Genomic DNA, 14,972 nt, shown 5'->3' on the forward strand with positions numbered 1-14,972 from the left:
GTTTTCTTGTCGCGTGGTGTTCGTTCAGAACGGCAACTGCACACCCGGCCACGCTTGTGTCAGCGCGCGGCGGAAATCGGCCTGGATGCGGGCGATCGCCGCTTCATTGTCGGCTTCGAAACGCAGCACGACGACCGGCGTGGTGTTGGACGAACGCGCCAGACCAAAGCCGTCGGCGTATTCCACGCGCAGGCCGTCGATGGTGATGCGCTCGACTTCACCTTCGAACTTCTCGCTCTTGAGCTTTTCGACCAGTTTGACCGGCTCACCTTCGTTCATCTTGATGTTCAGTTCCGGCGTGCTGACTGCGTTGGGCAGCGCCTTGAGCACGGCCGACGGGTCCGCGCTGCGGGAGAGGATTTCCAACAGCCGTACGCCCGTATAGAGGCCGTCGTCGAAGCCGTACCAGCGTTCCTTGAAGAACATGTGGCCGCTCATTTCGCCGGCCAGCGGGGCACCGGTTTCCTTGAGTTTGGCCTTGACCAGCGCGTGGCCGGTATTCCACATCACCGGCTCGCCGCCATGGTCACGCACCCACTTGGCGAGATTGCGCGTGCACTTGACGTCGTAGATGACCTTGCCGCCCGGCACGCGCGAGAGCACGTCCGCGGCAAACAGCATGAGTTGACGGTCCGGATAGATGATCTCGCCGTCCTTGGTCACCACCCCCAGGCGGTCGCCATCGCCGTCGAAGGCCAGGCCCAGTTCGGCGTCGGTACTCTTGAGGGCGTGGATGACGTCTTCGAGGTTCTCGGGCTTGGAGGGGTCCGGGTGGTGGTTGGGGAAGTTGCCGTCGACGTCGGTGAACAGTTCCACCAGTTCGCAGCCGAACTTCTTGTACAGCTCGGGTGCCGTATTGCCGGCTACGCCGTTGCCGCAGTCGAGCACGATCTTCATCGGGCGGGCCAGCTTCACGTCGGACAGAATGCGCTCGATGTAAGCGGGGCGAACGTCCGTCTGCGTGACTTTGCCAGCGCCGTGGGCGAGGTCGTTCTCAACGATGCGGCGACGCAGATCCTGGATGAGGGCGCCATAGAGGGTCTCGCCGCCGAGCACCATCTTGAGGCCGTTGTATTCGGGCGGGTTGTGGCTGCCCGTGATCGACACGCAGCTATTGGCGCCAAGGTGATACGCCGCGAAATAGGTGATCGGGGTGGCCACGCTGCCGATGTCGATGACGTCCACGCCGGCGGCGGTGATGCCCTCTGCCAGCGCCTTGGCGAACTCGGGGCCGGACAGGCGGCCGTCGCGGCCGATCACAATGCTCTTTTGCTGGCGCGCCACCGCTTCGGAGCCAAGGGCGTGGCCGATTGCGCGCACCACGTCGGCCGTCAGCGTCTTGCCGACGATGCCGCGGATGTCATACGCCTTGAATATTTCCTGTGCGGGGTTCTGCATGCTGTGCTCCAGTGTCATTCGAAAGTTTCGGGGTTCGGGCGGGGCCGCCTCGCGGGCCTCCGGGCCCGGCCAATCGCAAGCGCCGTGCCCGGGATGTTCGTTACGTCCGTTGTTGGTTCTACAGGAATAGCGTAAGCGCGCCGGTCATGCCGAAGAGCCGGTTGCCGACGATCTCTCCTGCCGAGAAGAAACCGGTCAGCGGCATGTCGCCGAATACGTCGGCGATCATTTCGATTTCGGTCTCGTCCCGTTCGAACAGCGCGCCGCCGCGCGCAAGGCAACTCACGTAGATGCCGCCGCGCGGTGGACTGGGGCAAGCATCGCGCAGCTCTTCGAGCATGTGCCCGAGGTCGTCGCGCGCGCTGTCGTCATCCTGCCGTACGAACAGGATGTGCTGTCCCTGTTCGATGTTGTCCGCCAGCGCCAGCTTGCCGCCGCGCACATCGACGCCGACGATGCGCCGGACGGCGAACAGGCGGCGGTCCTCGGGTCCGTCGGTGAGGCCGACCTGCACGTTGCGCACGGCGCGCCGCAGGTCTGCGCCCAATGCCGGGCCGGCTGCCTGCCGGAAGACTTCGAGCGCGCTGCGCGCATCGATGGACTCGATCAGGTTGTCTCGCGAGCGCGTGACGCGCCAGTGACCAGGCAGCGGCACGCACCCTTGGCTCACGCCGGTGACGAACTGTACTTCTTCATTGAAGACTGCGCCGGACATGCCGCCCGACAGGACGTCCCCGGCCACCTGCAGTGCCGTGGCGCGCGCGCTGGCCAGGCCGCCGGCCAGCGTTTCGCCGCGCAGCTTGGATGTCATGTCCTGCACCAGTTCGGCCATGTCGGCGGTGTGCGGGTCGCCGTGGACGATCGCTGCCCAGGGCTGGAAATCACGCGGTACGGGGCGCCGACCGGAAAACACGCGAAAGCTGTCGGCCGGCAATTGCGCCAGCATCAAGCTGATGCCGCCGGCATCCAAGGCTGCGCCTGCGTTACCCAGGACACCGACAGCGCTGGCGCCGATCCATTCATGCACGCCCGTAGCGCGGCGCAGACGGGCCAGCAGGGCGTCGGCGGCCGACGAAAACTGATCCGAGAAGTAGACGATGCCAAGGTTGGATTGCGCGCCGGCACCCGCAGGCAATTGGCGCAGCGCATGTTCGAGTGCGCTGCTCCAGTCGCTGCCCGCGGCATACGCTGCGTGGAAAGGAGGAAGACTCATCGTGCTCGGCTATTTGCTGCGGCTGCGTGAAGAGCGGTTCTTGGTCGGAGGCGGTTCGGGCTCCTGCGCATTGTCGCTCTCGTCGGCGGCCGGCGATGGCGAGAAGGGCCATGCCCACAGCGCTGGATTGGCAAAGGGATTGGACGCTGGATCATTGCCGGCCGCTTCGTGCGCCTGGCCCATGGCTCGCACCGCTTGAAGCGTGGCGCGCTGTACTTCCAGCCCCTGGATTGTCATCTGCAACATGCCCAGATTCATTCTGAGCCATCCTTCGACGGCCTTGAGGTCATTGACCCGGCGATCGAGTTCATCGACGTCGAGCGTGGGCGTGACCATGCCAGGCATGCCGAAGCCCATGTTGCCCCACATTTTGCGAAGGAATTCGCGCCCCTCATCAGGCGACGGGGTAGTGCCAGTCATAGCAGCCTCCGGTGGGTGATGGTCCAACAACGAATCATACATGCCGCAGCAGCGCCCCGCAGACGCTGCTGCGCTCACACTTCGCGGCTGATGATGTCGGGGCCGGTGTCGTTGATCAGTCGCGTGACTGCCGCGCGCAGGCGTGCGGGACGTACCGGTTTGTGCAAGAGAGGAATACCGTACTCGGTCGCCCGGCGAAGCGTGTCCGGTCCTGTATCGCCCGACAGCAACAGGCCGGGCAGGCGGGCGCCGTAACGCTCGCGGACGGCGCCGATCACCTGCAGACCGTCAAGTTCGCCGGGCAGGCGGAAGTCGCTGATCACGATATCGGGTTTGACTTCGAGGTCATCCATGTCGGCGATGAGTTGCTCGACGTTGTCCGCCGCGATGACAAAGCAGCCCCATGCACGCAGCAATCCGGCCAGACTTTGCTGTGCAAGGCTGTCGTCGTCGATGGCTGCGACGACCAGGCCGGTGAGATCCATGTGCAGCGGGGTGGTGGCGTCGCGCATTTCCACCGGGCTGGCGACAGCGGCTTCAACGGCGAAGACCGACCCCCTGTTCGGTGCCGAACGCAGTGTGACGGTGTGCCCCAGCAAGTCCACCATGCGGCGCACGATGGCCAGGCCGAGCCCGAGCCCTTTGCTGCGGTCCCGCGCAGGGTTGTCGAGCTGGACGAATTCCTGGAACACGGCTTCCTGTTGCTCTTCCGGGATGCCCAGGCCGCTGTCGCGTACTTCGATCCGGATGCGCTTGCCACGCCGACGCGCCGCAAGCATGACGCAGCCGCGCGGTGTGTAGCGCAGGGCGTTGCCGATGAGATTGAGCAGGATGCGCTCGAACAGCAGCGGGTCGGATTCGATCCAGGCCGTCGTCGGACGTACCCGTAGCTGCAGTCCGCGCTCGCTCGCGGCGGGGCCATAGTCGGCGGCGATGCGTTCGAACAGCGGACCGAGCGCGAACGGACGTGGGTTGGCCGTGACCACGCCGGCATCGAGTTTGGAGATGTCGAGCAAACTGTCGAGCAGGTTCTCCATCGCCTCGGCCGATGCGGAGATGCGATCGATGAGCAGCCGGTTGGCGGGCACGTGATCCTTGCGCGCAAGATCGGCGATGAACAGGCCGAGCGCATGCATCGGCTGCCGCAAGTCGTGGCTCGCGGCGGCGAGAAAGCGCGACTTGGCGAGGTTGGCGAGTTCCGCTTCTTCTTTGCGGGCACGTAGTTCGACGGTGGCGTCCTCGACGCGCTGCTCCAGATCGTCGCGCGCCACGGACAGGCGCGCCGCCATGTCGTTGACACCTTCGGTCAGGCGACGCAGCGTGCCGCCGCGCTCGACCGGCACGCGCGTGGCGAGCTGGCCGCGGCCGATTTCCGTCACGGCATGCGCGATGCGCCGGATCGGCGCGCTGACCGAGCGGCTCATCAACAGCGCCAGCAGACCGCTGCCCGCCAGCACGACGAGCAAGGTCAACATGGCGGCGAGCATCTGCGCGTGCTTGCGGGCTTGCAAAGGTTCGAGCGATACCAGTACGACGATTTCGCCCAGACGGGTCGGTTGGCGTGTGCGGGCCGGCTTGCCCCGTGTTTCGGTGTAGGGATCGTCTTCGAGGGCCGAGGTGTACAGGACGGGTTCGGTGATGCGCAGCATGTTGCCGCCGACCTGTTCGACCTGCGAACGATCCTGCGGCAAGTGCGAGGTATGGGCCTGCAGGCCCGCCACGGCCATGAGTTCGCCGTCGTGATCGAGGATGGCGATGCCCTGCAGGTCGGCGTTGACCATCGTGGAGTTGGCCAACTGCTGCAGTGCGTCCCGGTTGCCGGCAAACAGGCCGTATTCGGAGGCCGCCGCCAACTGCTTGGCGAGCGCCTGCCCGCGTTGCACGAGGGCCTCTTCCAGGTCCGACAGGCGCGAGAAAGTCAGCAAGGCGGTCAGCAGAAGGCCCAGCACCAGCGTCGGCACCAGGGCGACCACGAGAACCCGCGTACGAATGTCCCAGCCGATTTTCATGGCCGCTCCAGTCGTTCGAGTTTGTCGCGGATGCCCGTTTCGCTATCCAGCTGATAGCCGAGCGAACGCGCGACGTGAGTGTTGATGCCCACGTTGAAAAGGCGTGGATACTGCGGGGCCGGTACCGATCCGCCGGCCAGCACGTTGCGAGCGATTTCAGCCGACTGAGTGCCAATCTGCTCGGGCGTCGAATACAGTGCTATCAATGCACCGGCCTTGACGTAGGCCTGCGAAAACCCCACGACCGGCACACGAAATCGATAGGCCGACAGCAGCAGGTTGGGGATGGTCTGCGAATTGAAGACCGCGGTATCCGGTACAGCCATGAGCACGCCCCCTTCGCCGAACATGCGCTGCAAAGCGGGGAAGATGTCGCTGTCGCTGGCGATGTTCTCCTGCATCGGGCGCAGCTTGCGGTCGCGCGCCACCTGCATCAGCCGCGCCACGGTGTCGCGGCTGTCCGGGCCCGCCAGCATGCCGATCCGCTCGGCATCCGGAAGCGCTACGCGGACCAGGTCGATGTAGCGCGCGGGGGGTTGATCGATGAAGAGCGCCGAAACCCGTTTGTCATCACGTTTGCCGGCGGCGATGCGGTCGTAGGCGCTACGGGGCAGGAGTGCCAGCAGCGTGGGCGCCTTGATGTCGCGATTGACGAGAATCTGTGCTGCGCGATTGCCCGCACCGATGACGAACTGAGCCTCGGGCAAAGGTTTGGCGCCGACCTGGTCGCTGTGCATCTGGATGACCTCGATGCCCGAGGCGTCGCGTCGCAATTCGCTGGAAACGGCGTTGGCGAACTCCTGATAGATCGGCGAGGGCTCGGACAGCAGGACGAGCACCGTCGCTGCCGCGGCCACATGGGTGGCGGCACACAGTACGAGCAGTATCAGCAGGCGGAGGAAGCTACCGAATGACAACATCGCGCGCTGTCAGTACTCCCAGCGCAGCCCGGCGTAATAGCGGGCGTCGGCCTGATAGATGGGTTTGTATTCGGCGTTGGACTGGCCGAGATACTGGCCTACGGCATAGATTTCGGCGCGGCTCCTGCCGATGAAGAATTCATAGCCGATGCGGATGTCGGTGCGGTGGTAGGGCGGGATGGTCTCCTGCTCTGTCTGCTGCCAGTTCATCCTGCCGTAACGGTAGTGCGAGAGGCTCAGGTTGATACCTGCATCAAAGCGATGTGCCGCCGTGATGACGGTGGCGACGTGTGGGGCGGACATCGAGTTTTTCGGGTTGTCGCTGCGTATGTTCATAAAAGTCTGAGCGAGCGAAATCCAACTGGTCTGCAGCGGCCTCCACATCAGTTGATACTCCAGACCCGTCATGCGTGCCCAAGAACCATTGACCGACGTGCGAACTTCGCGGCGCGACGGGTCCAACTGGTCTTGCGGAATCCGGATGGGAATCTTCAGATCCTGGATAAGACCTTCGACCTTTTCGTCGAACGCCCGCGTATCCAGCGACAGATTGGCTGTTCGCCACTCCCCCAGGTATCCCAGCTCGATGCCGGTTATTCGTTCTGGATCCAGATTGTCGGCAGGCTTGTCGGTCCAGCGCAGCACAGCCCCGTTATAGGTGTACTTGGTGTCCGACAATTGTTCGTAAGGCGTCGGCGCACGGTAGGCGCGGCTCCATGCGAGGCGGACAGTCTGCTCATCGTCAAGATGGTAATTGACGGCTACCCGGGGGGCGGTGTTTGTGCCCGAAAGAGAAGCATTTTCAATCATGGCGCCGGCGTTGACGGTCCAGTCTCTGCCGGGCCGCCATTCCAGGTTTCCGAACGCCTGTATGTCTTGCACGGTCACGGTCTGTAACGTGTTGAACTGGAGCGGTGCATGGAGCCGATCCTGCCGCCATGCCGCGCCCCATACGACGCGGAGGTGCTCGTTGATTGTCTGGGTGCGCTGGATTTCGACGTCGTCACGGGTGGTGTCATAGCTCGAATCAATGGTCAGCGTCAGCGATGATGGCAGCCCGTAAGCGGCCAGGACAGCGGGGCTGAGAATGCGCGAGAGCGGGTAAGTCTGGACGAACGCATCGCTCTGGCTTTGATCCTGGTGGTAATACATGACCGACCATTCGTCGTCGGCTCCGTCACTCATCCGCCAGCGTAGCAAGCTGTACGACGTTTGCATGTTGGTTGTGCGGGGCGGATCGCCCGCCTCGGCGGGGTAGCCGCGTCGAACCTCGGCGTCGGTCTTTCCCGCGTGGAATTCGAGGCGCTGGGTGGTGTTGATCTGATAGTCGCCGCGCAGGTCGAACATCCGGATGCGACGGCCATCGTAGGAATCCTTGAAGCCGTCATCCTGCTGTTCGTGTGCGCGCAGGCGAAGTCCCAGCCCGCCATTTTGCAGGCTACCGGCGACCGAAGTATCGAGAATGCCGTCGTTGCCTCTCTGCTGACTGGCCGAAATGCGTTCGCTGTCGTAGGCGCTCCGCGTGGTGATGCTGACCACGCCAAGCACGGCATTAGCGCCATAGGCGGCAGAGTTCGAGCCCCGGAAGACTTCGATCCGTTCGATGTCGTCGATATCGACGCCCAACTGATTCCACTCGATGCCACCCAGAAAGTACGGTGAGTAAGCAGAGCGTCCGTCGATCAGTACCTGCATGCGCGGTGATCGGTCCCGCGTCAGGCCGTGGTAGCCCACGGCGGGATAGCTGCCATATGCCAGCGTTGCGACGAAACCCGGCACGAGCTTGAGGATGTCTGAGATGTCGCGTGCGCCGGAGGCCCTGATCTGGTCCCGGTCGATGACGGTGACCGATCCAGGGGCATCCCGCAGGGGCTGCGACAGGCGCGAGGCGGACAGGACTACCGGCATGTCGCCGAAGAACGCCGATTCATCCGTTGCCGCCAAGGCCGTGGTAGTTGGCGCGGCGATCAGCATCCAGAGCGCGCGTCGACAGCCATTTTGGTGCAGATGCTTCATCCAGGTCCTGTCAGGGTGTCCGCCCTATTCTGTGAGGGCGTGGCGGCGATGGGTCATTGATCGATGAATAGGTTTGTGTAGATTGCCCTGACAGGAAGAGTCCGGCAATACGACAAGAAGTCTGGAGGAATCTTAGGGCTTTTCGGAGAAGGGGGCGTGATATCCTGACCCCCGCATTCCTTTCGCTGCATGCGTATCGCCCTCCGCCACATGGATCTGTTTCGGGTTCTCGTTGTTGAAGACCACGCCCTGGTGCGCCAGGCGCTCATCGGAATGTTGAGTCCGCTGGCCAAGGACATCGAGTTCTCCGAGGCCGCTTCCGCTGAAGAAGCGTTGGCATTCCTGCCTTCGGGTCACGAGGTCGATCTGGTTGTCACCGACCTGGTCCTGCCCCAGATGAGCGGTTTCTCGCTGGTATCGGAGCTCGCCCGTCGGTTTCCCAGCCTTCCTCTTGTTGTGTTGTCGGCCCAGGAAGACTCCGCTTCGGTCGATCGCGCCATGCGTGCCGGCGCGTCGGGCTACCTGGGCAAGAATGTATCCCCTCACCAGTTGCTCGCGGCGCTGCGTTCGGTGCTTGCAGGGGATGCCTTGCCCGGTTGCCTCTTTCGGGCCGGCAGCGTTGCACGCAAGCAGCGCCCCCCTCTCGATCTCGCCGAGCACTATGGATTGACGGCGGCTCAGATCAGGGTGGTCCAACTGATGGTCGAAGGCCGTACGAACCGAGAGATCGCAACCGCGCTGGGGATCACCGAGGGAACCGTCAAGGTCCATTGCTCAGCAATCCTCAAGGCGCTCAACGTGTCGAACCGGGCTCAGGCGCTGGTCGCCCTGTCGCGGCTGGGTTTCCTCGGCTGACCTTCCTGGTTTTTCGCCGGTTTCAGGCAGCCGCTTCCCTCAAGCTCGCTTCCACGGCGGCCACGTCGTCCCCGAGGATGTCGATGACCTGGCAAGCCACGGCCTTGGCCGCGTTGTTCAGGGCCGCTGGCAATGCTTCGGGCGGCGTGCTCTGCAATAGCAGCTTCGAAGCCGAAACGGCGTAAGTCGGAGACAGCACGCGATCCTGCATGTCGGCGGGCATGGTTGCGATCAGCTTGGCGGCTGCTTCCTTTTGCCACTTGTTCTTCGGCCATTGCGAGGGCAGGGCGAAGGCGCGCGGGAACAGTTCCAGGTCGTGCATGACCGTGCGGAGGTCCTCTGGCGAGTCGCGGAAGGGCAGGAGAACCAGATCCGACATCTCATATAGCGAGATGTCGGTGTCCGTACGGTTGGCGCCGCCGTCCAGCACGCCCATCCATCCCGGAAGCTCTTTGAGCTTTTCAACAACCTTGGTGCGGGCCTGGGGCGAGCGGGCGTCCGCCATGATGTACCGGCGGCCCTGTGGGGGAAGCGGATCCCGGTACTCGTCGGTCATCACACACGCCGTCCGACGCCCGAGCAAGCCTAATCCGTGGCACAGCAGATGCGACAGCGTGGTCTTGCCTGTGCCGCCCTTGGTGCCGATGATGCAAATGATCTCCGCCATGTGTTTCGCCCTTGGCGCTCCCGTCCCTTGAGGCAGGCACCCCAGGGCGCCTCGCCGAATAACAAGGGTTCACGGCAGGAACGGGCTTCACTTAAGGGAACGGCGGCGATCCCTGGGTGTCTCCAGCAAGGCGCCTATTGCGCTACGCCGGGTTTGGGGCTTTTTCTCCAGAAGGCGCTTGACTTGTTCTTTTGCGGTCTCTATAGTGCTGCGTCTCACGTGGAGGGATTCCCGAGCGGTCAAAGGGATCAGACTGTAAATCTGACGGCTCTGCCTTCGAAGGTTCGAATCCTTCTCCCTCCACCAGAATTTGAATGCCGTGCCTCTGTGTGCGGCGCGTGGGTAGTAAGTGCGAACCGCGTGTTTCTTCAAGCGGCTCGTTGTACGCGGGTGTAGCTCAATGGTAGAGCAGAAGCCTTCCAAGCTTACGACGAGGGTTCGATTCCCTTCACCCGCTCCAGCTTCTGGTCGTGCCCATGTAGCTCAGTGGCAGAGCACTCCCTTGGTAAGGGAGAGGTCGCGTGTTCAATCCACGCCATGGGCACCATCGCATTTTTGTTGAACCGCCTTTTGCTCAGTTTGAGGTATAGACATGGCCAAGGAAAAATTCGAGCGGACGAAACCGCACGTGAACGTTGGTACGATTGGTCACGTTGACCATGGCAAGACGACGCTGACGGCGGCGATCGCGACGGTGCTGTCGGCGAAGTTCGGCGGTTCGGCGAAGAAGTACGACGAAATCGACAACGCGCCGGAAGAAAAGGCACGTGGTATCACGATCAACACCTCGCACGTGGAATACGAGACGGCCAGCCGTCACTACGCGCACGTTGATTGCCCGGGCCACGCCGACTACGTGAAGAACATGATCACGGGTGCTGCGCAGATGGACGGCGCGATCCTGGTGTGTTCGGCTGCTGACGGCCCGATGCCGCAGACCCGCGAGCACATCCTGCTGGCCCGTCAAGTGGGCGTGCCCTACATCATCGTGTTCCTGAACAAGTGCGACATGGTGGATGACGCCGAGCTGCTGGAACTCGTCGAAATGGAAGTGCGCGAGCTGCTGTCCAAGTACGAATTCCCGGGCGATGACATCCCCATCATCAAGGGTTCGGCCCTGAAGGCGCTGGAGGGCGACAAGGGCGAGCTGGGCGAAGTGGCCATCATGGCCCTGGCCGATGCGCTGGACTCCTACATCCCGACGCCGGAGCGTGCAGTTGATAAGCCGTTCCTGCTGCCGATCGAAGACGTGTTCTCGATCTCGGGTCGTGGCACCGTTGTGACGGGTCGTGTCGAGCGCGGCATCGTCAAGGTCGGCGAAGAAATCGAAATCGTCGGTATCAAGCCGACCACCAAGACCACCTGCACGGGCGTGGAAATGTTCCGCAAGCTGCTGGATCAAGGTCAGGCCGGTGACAACGTCGGCGTGCTGCTGCGTGGCACGAAGCGCGAAGAAGTCGAGCGCGGCCAAGTGCTGGCCAAGCCGGGTTCGATCACGCCGCACACGCACTTCACGGGTGAAGTGTACGTGCTGAGCAAGGACGAAGGCGGTCGTCATACGCCGTTCTTCAACAACTATCGTCCGCAGTTCTACTTCCGTACGACCGACGTGACGGGTTCGATCGCGCTGCCGGAAGGCACCGAGATGGTGATGCCGGGCGACAACGTGTCGATCACGGTGAAGCTGATCGCCCCGATCGCCATGGAAGAAGGTCTGCGTTTCGCGATCCGCGAAGGTGGCCGCACAGTGGGTGCCGGCGTCGTCGCCAAGATCATCGAGTAATTTGTCTGATTGCGGTGGCCGTCCAGTGACGGTTGCCGAAGGCGCCCGGCGGTGGAAATGTCGTCGGGCGCTTTACAGTTCTGCTGCAGGGGCATAGCTCAATTGGCAGAGCGTCGGTCTCCAAAACCGAAGGTTGGGGGTTCGAGACCCTCTGCCCCTGCCACTTTCACTTCACATGGGCTGCAAGTTCGATGGCCGATAAAATCAAGTTCGTGATTGCGCTGCTGTTGCTGGTTGCCGGCGTGGCGGGCTTTTACCTGCTTGGCGAATACGCAACCATCTATCGCGTGCTGAGCGTGCTGGCTGGTGTCGTGGCCTGTGCCCTGGTGGGCTGGTCGACGACGCCTGGTCGTCGATTTGCGGATTTCGCCCGTGAGGCAGTGACCGAGACCAAGAAGGTCGTCTGGCCCACGAAGAAAGAAACCGTCCAGACTACCGGTGCCGTGTTTGCCTTCGTGGTGGTCATGGCGTTGTTCCTGTTCATCGTGGACAAGGGCCTGGAGTGGCTGTTCTACGGTGTGATTCTGGGGTGGAAGTCATGAGCAAGCGTTGGTACGTGGTTCACGCCTACTCGGGCTTCGAGAAGTCGGTCAAGCGTGCGCTCGTTGAGCGCATTGCGCGTTCTGGCGTACAGGATCTGTTTGGTCAGATCCTGGTGCCCGTCGAAGAAGTGGTCGAAATGAAAAGCGGCCAGAAGAGTGTGACCGAGCGGAAGTTCTTTCCGGGTTACGTTCTGGTCGAAATGGAGATGAACGACGAGACTTGGCACTTGGTCAAGAGTACGCCCAAGGTGACTGGTTTCGTGGGCGGCTCCGGCAACAAGCCGACGCCGATCTCCGAGAAGGAAGTCGAAAAGATCCTGCATCAAATGCAGGAAGGCGTGGAAAAGCCGCGCCCCAAGGTGTTGTTCGAAGTTGGCGAGTACGTTCGCGTAAAGGAAGGCCCTTTCACCGATTTCAACGGGTCGGTCGAGAGCGTCAACTACGAAAAGAACCGTCTGCACGTTTCGGTGACCATCTTCGGCCGTGCAACGCCGGTCGAGCTTGAATTCAGCCAGGTCGAAAAGGCCTGACAGTCTTGACGGGCGCCGGGGCCGTTCTTCCCCGGCACGAGGAGCGCTGTCACTAGTTGGCGGTGCGCTATCACTCACTCACAGGAGCCATCATGGCAAAGAAAATCGTCGGCTATATCAAGCTGCAAGTGCCGGCGGGCAAGGCTAATCCTTCGCCCCCGATCGGTCCCGCGCTAGGTCAGCGCGGCCTGAACATCATGGAGTTCTGCAAGGCGTTCAACGCCCAGACCCAAGGCGTCGAGCCGGGCCTGCCGCTGCCGGTCGTGATCACGGCCTTCGCGGACAAGAGCTTCACGTTCATCATCAAGACCCCGCCGGCAACCGTTCTGATCAAGAAGGCCGCTGGTGTGCAAAAAGGTTCGCCGAAGCCGCATACCGACAAGGTCGGCAAGGTGACGCGTGCCCAGTTGGAAGAAATCGCCAAGACCAAGATGAAGGATCTGACCGCTGCCGATCTGGACGCGGCTGTTCGCACCATCGCCGGTTCCGCCCGCAGCATGGGCATTACGACGGAGGGCGTGTAAATGGCCAAGCTGTCCAAGCGTGTTCAGGCGCTGCGCGCCAAGGTTGATCGCAACAAGGTCTACGCCGCCGCCGAGGCTCTGAGCCTGGTCAAGGAAATCGCCAGCGCCAAGTTCGACGAATCCGTCGACGTGGCCATCAATCTTGGCGTCGATGCCAAGAAGTCGGACCAGGTGGTGCGTGGTTCCGTGGTGCTGCCTGCCGGTACCGGCAAGAGCGTCCGCGTTGCCGTGTTCGCCCAAGGTCCGAAGGCTGAAGAGGCTCGCGCCGCTGGCGCCGACGTCGTCGGTTTCGACGATCTGGCTGAGCAAGTCAAGGCTGGCAATATCGACTTCGATCTGTGCATTGCCACCCCGGACGCGATGCGTGTCGTGGGTGCCCTGGGCCAGATCCTCGGTCCGCGTGGCCTGATGCCGAACCCCAAGGTCGGCACCGTGACCATGGACGTGACGACTGCAGTCAAGAACGCCAAGGCGGGTCAGGTTCAGTACCGCACCGACAAGGCCGGTATCGTTCATGCCACCATCGGCCGTGCTTCCTTCTCGGTCGAAGCGCTGAGCCAGAACCTGGTCGCGCTGGTTGACGCCCTCGTCAAGGCCAAGCCGGCTGCGTCGAAGGGTCAATACCTGCGCAAGATGGCTGTGTCTTCGACGATGGGCGCTGGCGTCCGCGTTGAACCGACCAGCATCCAGCAGTAATTTTCAAAGCCGGGCTGGCCTATGCCAGCCCGCACAGAACTTTGGGCCTGGCTTTGACTGTCGAAGACAGTCTGGGCCAGGGTTGTCAAAGACCGCAGGGGTCCTCGGCACACGCTACTTGGCATGTACCGGACTTAAACAGCGTGGAAGGCATCTCCGATGTCTGATGCGAACGCCCTGCGCAGATGGCGCTACCCGAAAACAGGTTTGTGTCCTTTGTCCGGCTTGCCGGGCAAAACGTGTTCCTGAATTTGAGGTCGCCGTGGTGGGGAAGGGTGAAAGCCTGGACCCGTAATAGTTAGGAGCTGACCTTGAGTCTCAATCTCGATGACAAGAAGGCCGTCGTGGCCGAGGTGTCAGCACAAGTGGCGAACGCGCAGACGATCGTCGTGGCCGAATACCGTGGCATGGAAGTGGGCGACCTCACCGTGCTGCGTGCCAAGGCCCGCGAACAAGGCGTGTATCTCCGTGTGCTGAAGAACACCCTGGCACGTCGTGCGGTGGCTGACACCGCGTTCGCCGGCCTTGCCGAGCACATGAGCGGCCCGCTGATCTATTCGATCGGCTCGGACGCCGTTGCGCCCGCCAAGGTGCTGAGCGAATTCGCCAAGTCCAACGACAAGCTGGTGGTCAAAGCCGGTTCGTACAGCGGCAAGGTGCTCGATACGGTTGGCGTGCAAGCGCTTGCCTCCGTCCCGAGCAAGGAAGTCCTGCTGGCACAACTGCTGGGTCTCATCCAGTCGCCGATCTCCGGTCTGGCCCGCGGCATCGCTGCCGTGGCCGCGAAGAAGGGCGAGGCCGTCGCGGCCTAATACTGGCTTGATCGCTACCAATCACTGCAAATCAATTCATATTCAGGAATACGAAAATGGCATTCGATAAAGACGCTTTCCTGTCCGCGCTGGACAGCATGACGGTTCTGGAACTCAATGACCTGGTCAAGGCCATTGAAGAGAAGTTCGGCGTGTCCGCCGCTGCAATGGCCGCTCCGGCCGCTGGTGGTGCCGCTGCTGGCGGCGCCGCTGCTGAAGAGCAGACCGAGTTCACCGTTGTCCTGGCTGCCGCCGGCGACAAGAAGGTTGAAGTCATCAAGGTGGTTCGCGCTGCTACCGGCCTGGGCCTGAAGGAAGCCAAGGATCTGGTCGATGGCGCGCCGAAGCCCGTGAAGGAAGGCATCGCCAAGGCCGACGCCGAAGCGCTGAAGAAGCAACTGGAAGACGCTGGCGCCAAGGTCGAAGTCAAGTAATTCGACTGAGCGAACAGCAGGGTTGGCGGCAAATTGTCGCCAACCCTTTTGTGCTTTGTAGTACCGCGCGGACCCTGACGATGGCGTGGGGATTCGCGTTTTGTCGCGTGTTGTCGCAACACGCAGGCCATAAGACAGCGTTGTTGCCGGAGT

15 protein-coding genes and 4 tRNA genes are annotated in these 14,972 nt (G+C 62.5%); 12 read left to right on the forward strand and 7 right to left on the reverse strand.

The genetic code is table 11. The features are described from left to right. Positions 1–24: 24 nt before the first annotated feature. From ACDA63_RS10395 to ACDA63_RS10420, 6 genes are all read right to left on the reverse strand, one after another. Positions 25–1,398 carry a phosphomannomutase/phosphoglucomutase gene (locus ACDA63_RS10395; protein WP_373663164.1) on the reverse strand — a complete coding sequence of 458 codons (1,374 nt, stop codon included), beginning with the start codon at positions 1,396–1,398 and terminating at the stop codon, positions 25–27. A gap of 118 nt (positions 1,399–1,516) precedes the next feature. Continuing rightward, positions 1,517–2,611: an FIST N-terminal domain-containing protein gene (locus ACDA63_RS10400; protein ID WP_373663165.1), complete on the reverse strand. Its 1,095-nt coding sequence runs from the start codon at positions 2,609–2,611 to the stop codon at positions 1,517–1,519. Between the two features lie 9 nt (positions 2,612–2,620). Further along, on the reverse strand, positions 2,621–3,031 hold the full coding sequence (locus tag ACDA63_RS10405; RefSeq protein ID WP_373663166.1) for a PhaM family polyhydroxyalkanoate granule multifunctional regulatory protein: 411 nt from the start codon (positions 3,029–3,031) through the stop codon (positions 2,621–2,623). A gap of 74 nt (positions 3,032–3,105) precedes the next feature. Next, a complete protein-coding gene (locus tag ACDA63_RS10410; protein WP_373663167.1) occupies positions 3,106–5,040 on the reverse strand; it encodes an ATP-binding protein in 1,935 nt (644 codons plus the stop codon). Continuing rightward, entirely contained in the window at positions 5,037–5,960 is a 924-nt protein-coding gene (locus ACDA63_RS10415; RefSeq protein ID WP_373663168.1) for an ABC transporter substrate-binding protein, read from the reverse strand. Before ACDA63_RS10415 ends, ACDA63_RS10410 begins: the two co-directional genes overlap by 4 nt. Positions 5,961–5,969: 9 nt before the next feature. Beyond that, complete coding sequence (locus tag ACDA63_RS10420) at positions 5,970–7,976, reverse strand: TonB-dependent receptor plug domain-containing protein (protein WP_373663169.1); 2,007 nt, start codon at positions 7,974–7,976, stop codon at positions 5,970–5,972. A gap of 189 nt (positions 7,977–8,165) precedes the next feature. Here ACDA63_RS10420 and ACDA63_RS10425 point away from each other — a divergent pair, with 189 nt between their 5' ends. After that, positions 8,166–8,831, forward strand: coding sequence for a response regulator (locus tag ACDA63_RS10425; RefSeq protein WP_373663171.1), 666 nt, complete (start codon positions 8,166–8,168; stop codon positions 8,829–8,831). 22 nt (positions 8,832–8,853) lie between these two features. Here ACDA63_RS10425 and ACDA63_RS10430 read toward each other — a convergent pair whose 3' ends face one another. Continuing rightward, a complete protein-coding gene (locus ACDA63_RS10430) occupies positions 8,854–9,498 on the reverse strand; it encodes a hypothetical protein (protein WP_373663172.1) in 645 nt (214 codons plus the stop codon). Between the two features lie 221 nt (positions 9,499–9,719). Here ACDA63_RS10430 and ACDA63_RS10435 point away from each other — a divergent pair. The 11 genes from ACDA63_RS10435 (at position 9,720) to rplL (ending at position 14,819) form a co-directional block, all read left to right on the forward strand. Further along, a tRNA-Tyr gene (locus tag ACDA63_RS10435) sits at positions 9,720–9,804 on the forward strand. An 80-nt stretch (positions 9,805–9,884) separates the two neighbouring features. Then, positions 9,885–9,958 (forward strand) — tRNA-Gly (locus ACDA63_RS10440). A 12-nt stretch (positions 9,959–9,970) separates the two neighbouring features. Further along, positions 9,971–10,045 (forward strand) — tRNA-Thr (locus ACDA63_RS10445). A gap of 45 nt (positions 10,046–10,090) precedes the next feature. After that, on the forward strand, positions 10,091–11,281 hold the full coding sequence (gene tuf / locus ACDA63_RS10450; protein WP_373663173.1) for an elongation factor Tu: 1,191 nt from the start codon (positions 10,091–10,093) through the stop codon (positions 11,279–11,281). An 87-nt stretch (positions 11,282–11,368) separates the two neighbouring features. Beyond that, a tRNA-Trp gene (locus tag ACDA63_RS10455) sits at positions 11,369–11,444 on the forward strand. Between the two features lie 28 nt (positions 11,445–11,472). Beyond that, positions 11,473–11,823, forward strand: a complete 351-nt coding sequence (gene secE / locus ACDA63_RS10460; RefSeq protein ID WP_373663174.1) for a preprotein translocase subunit SecE — start codon at positions 11,473–11,475, stop codon at positions 11,821–11,823. Further along, complete coding sequence (nusG, locus tag ACDA63_RS10465; protein ID WP_373663175.1) at positions 11,820–12,353, forward strand: transcription termination/antitermination protein NusG; 534 nt, start codon at positions 11,820–11,822, stop codon at positions 12,351–12,353. The genes secE and nusG overlap by 4 nt, the downstream gene beginning before the upstream one ends. Positions 12,354–12,445: 92 nt before the next feature. Further along, complete coding sequence (rplK, locus tag ACDA63_RS10470) at positions 12,446–12,877, forward strand: 50S ribosomal protein L11 (RefSeq protein WP_373663176.1); 432 nt, start codon at positions 12,446–12,448, stop codon at positions 12,875–12,877. Further along, complete coding sequence (gene rplA, locus ACDA63_RS10475; protein ID WP_373663177.1) at positions 12,878–13,573, forward strand: 50S ribosomal protein L1; 696 nt, start codon at positions 12,878–12,880, stop codon at positions 13,571–13,573. Between the two features lie 311 nt (positions 13,574–13,884). Then, complete coding sequence (gene rplJ, locus ACDA63_RS10480; protein WP_373663178.1) at positions 13,885–14,385, forward strand: 50S ribosomal protein L10; 501 nt, start codon at positions 13,885–13,887, stop codon at positions 14,383–14,385. Between the two features lie 56 nt (positions 14,386–14,441). After that, positions 14,442–14,819, forward strand: coding sequence for a 50S ribosomal protein L7/L12 (rplL, locus tag ACDA63_RS10485; RefSeq protein WP_373663179.1), 378 nt, complete (start codon positions 14,442–14,444; stop codon positions 14,817–14,819). Positions 14,820–14,972 lie beyond the last annotated feature (153 nt).

The sequence above is a fragment of the Uliginosibacterium sp. sgz301328 genome, from assembly GCF_041807905.1.
GTDB lineage: Bacteria > Pseudomonadota > Gammaproteobacteria > Burkholderiales > Rhodocyclaceae > JBGVSA01.

What these genes read in the sequence shown, in the direction of transcription:
- ACDA63_RS10395 (WP_373663164.1), bottom strand. Translation starts at nt 1,398, where the DNA reads ATGCAGAACCCCGCACAGGAAATATTCAAGGCGTATGACATCCGCGGC.
- ACDA63_RS10400 (WP_373663165.1), bottom strand. Translation starts at nt 2,611, where the DNA reads ATGAGTCTTCCTCCTTTCCACGCAGCGTATGCCGCGGGCAGCGACTGG.
- ACDA63_RS10405 (WP_373663166.1), bottom strand. Translation starts at nt 3,031, where the DNA reads ATGACTGGCACTACCCCGTCGCCTGATGAGGGGCGCGAATTCCTTCGC.
- ACDA63_RS10410 (WP_373663167.1), bottom strand. Translation starts at nt 5,040, where the DNA reads ATGAAAATCGGCTGGGACATTCGTACGCGGGTTCTCGTGGTCGCCCTG.
- ACDA63_RS10415 (WP_373663168.1), bottom strand. Translation starts at nt 5,960, where the DNA reads ATGTTGTCATTCGGTAGCTTCCTCCGCCTGCTGATACTGCTCGTACTG.
- ACDA63_RS10420 (WP_373663169.1), bottom strand. Translation starts at nt 7,976, where the DNA reads ATGAAGCATCTGCACCAAAATGGCTGTCGACGCGCGCTCTGGATGCTG.
- ACDA63_RS10425 (WP_373663171.1), top strand. Translation starts at nt 8,166, where the DNA reads ATGCGTATCGCCCTCCGCCACATGGATCTGTTTCGGGTTCTCGTTGTT.
- ACDA63_RS10430 (WP_373663172.1), bottom strand. Translation starts at nt 9,498, where the DNA reads ATGGCGGAGATCATTTGCATCATCGGCACCAAGGGCGGCACAGGCAAG.
- tuf (WP_373663173.1), top strand. Translation starts at nt 10,091, where the DNA reads ATGGCCAAGGAAAAATTCGAGCGGACGAAACCGCACGTGAACGTTGGT.
- secE (WP_373663174.1), top strand. Translation starts at nt 11,473, where the DNA reads ATGGCCGATAAAATCAAGTTCGTGATTGCGCTGCTGTTGCTGGTTGCC.
- nusG (WP_373663175.1), top strand. Translation starts at nt 11,820, where the DNA reads ATGAGCAAGCGTTGGTACGTGGTTCACGCCTACTCGGGCTTCGAGAAG.
- rplK (WP_373663176.1), top strand. Translation starts at nt 12,446, where the DNA reads ATGGCAAAGAAAATCGTCGGCTATATCAAGCTGCAAGTGCCGGCGGGC.
- rplA (WP_373663177.1), top strand. Translation starts at nt 12,878, where the DNA reads ATGGCCAAGCTGTCCAAGCGTGTTCAGGCGCTGCGCGCCAAGGTTGAT.
- rplL (WP_373663179.1), top strand. Translation starts at nt 14,442, where the DNA reads ATGGCATTCGATAAAGACGCTTTCCTGTCCGCGCTGGACAGCATGACG.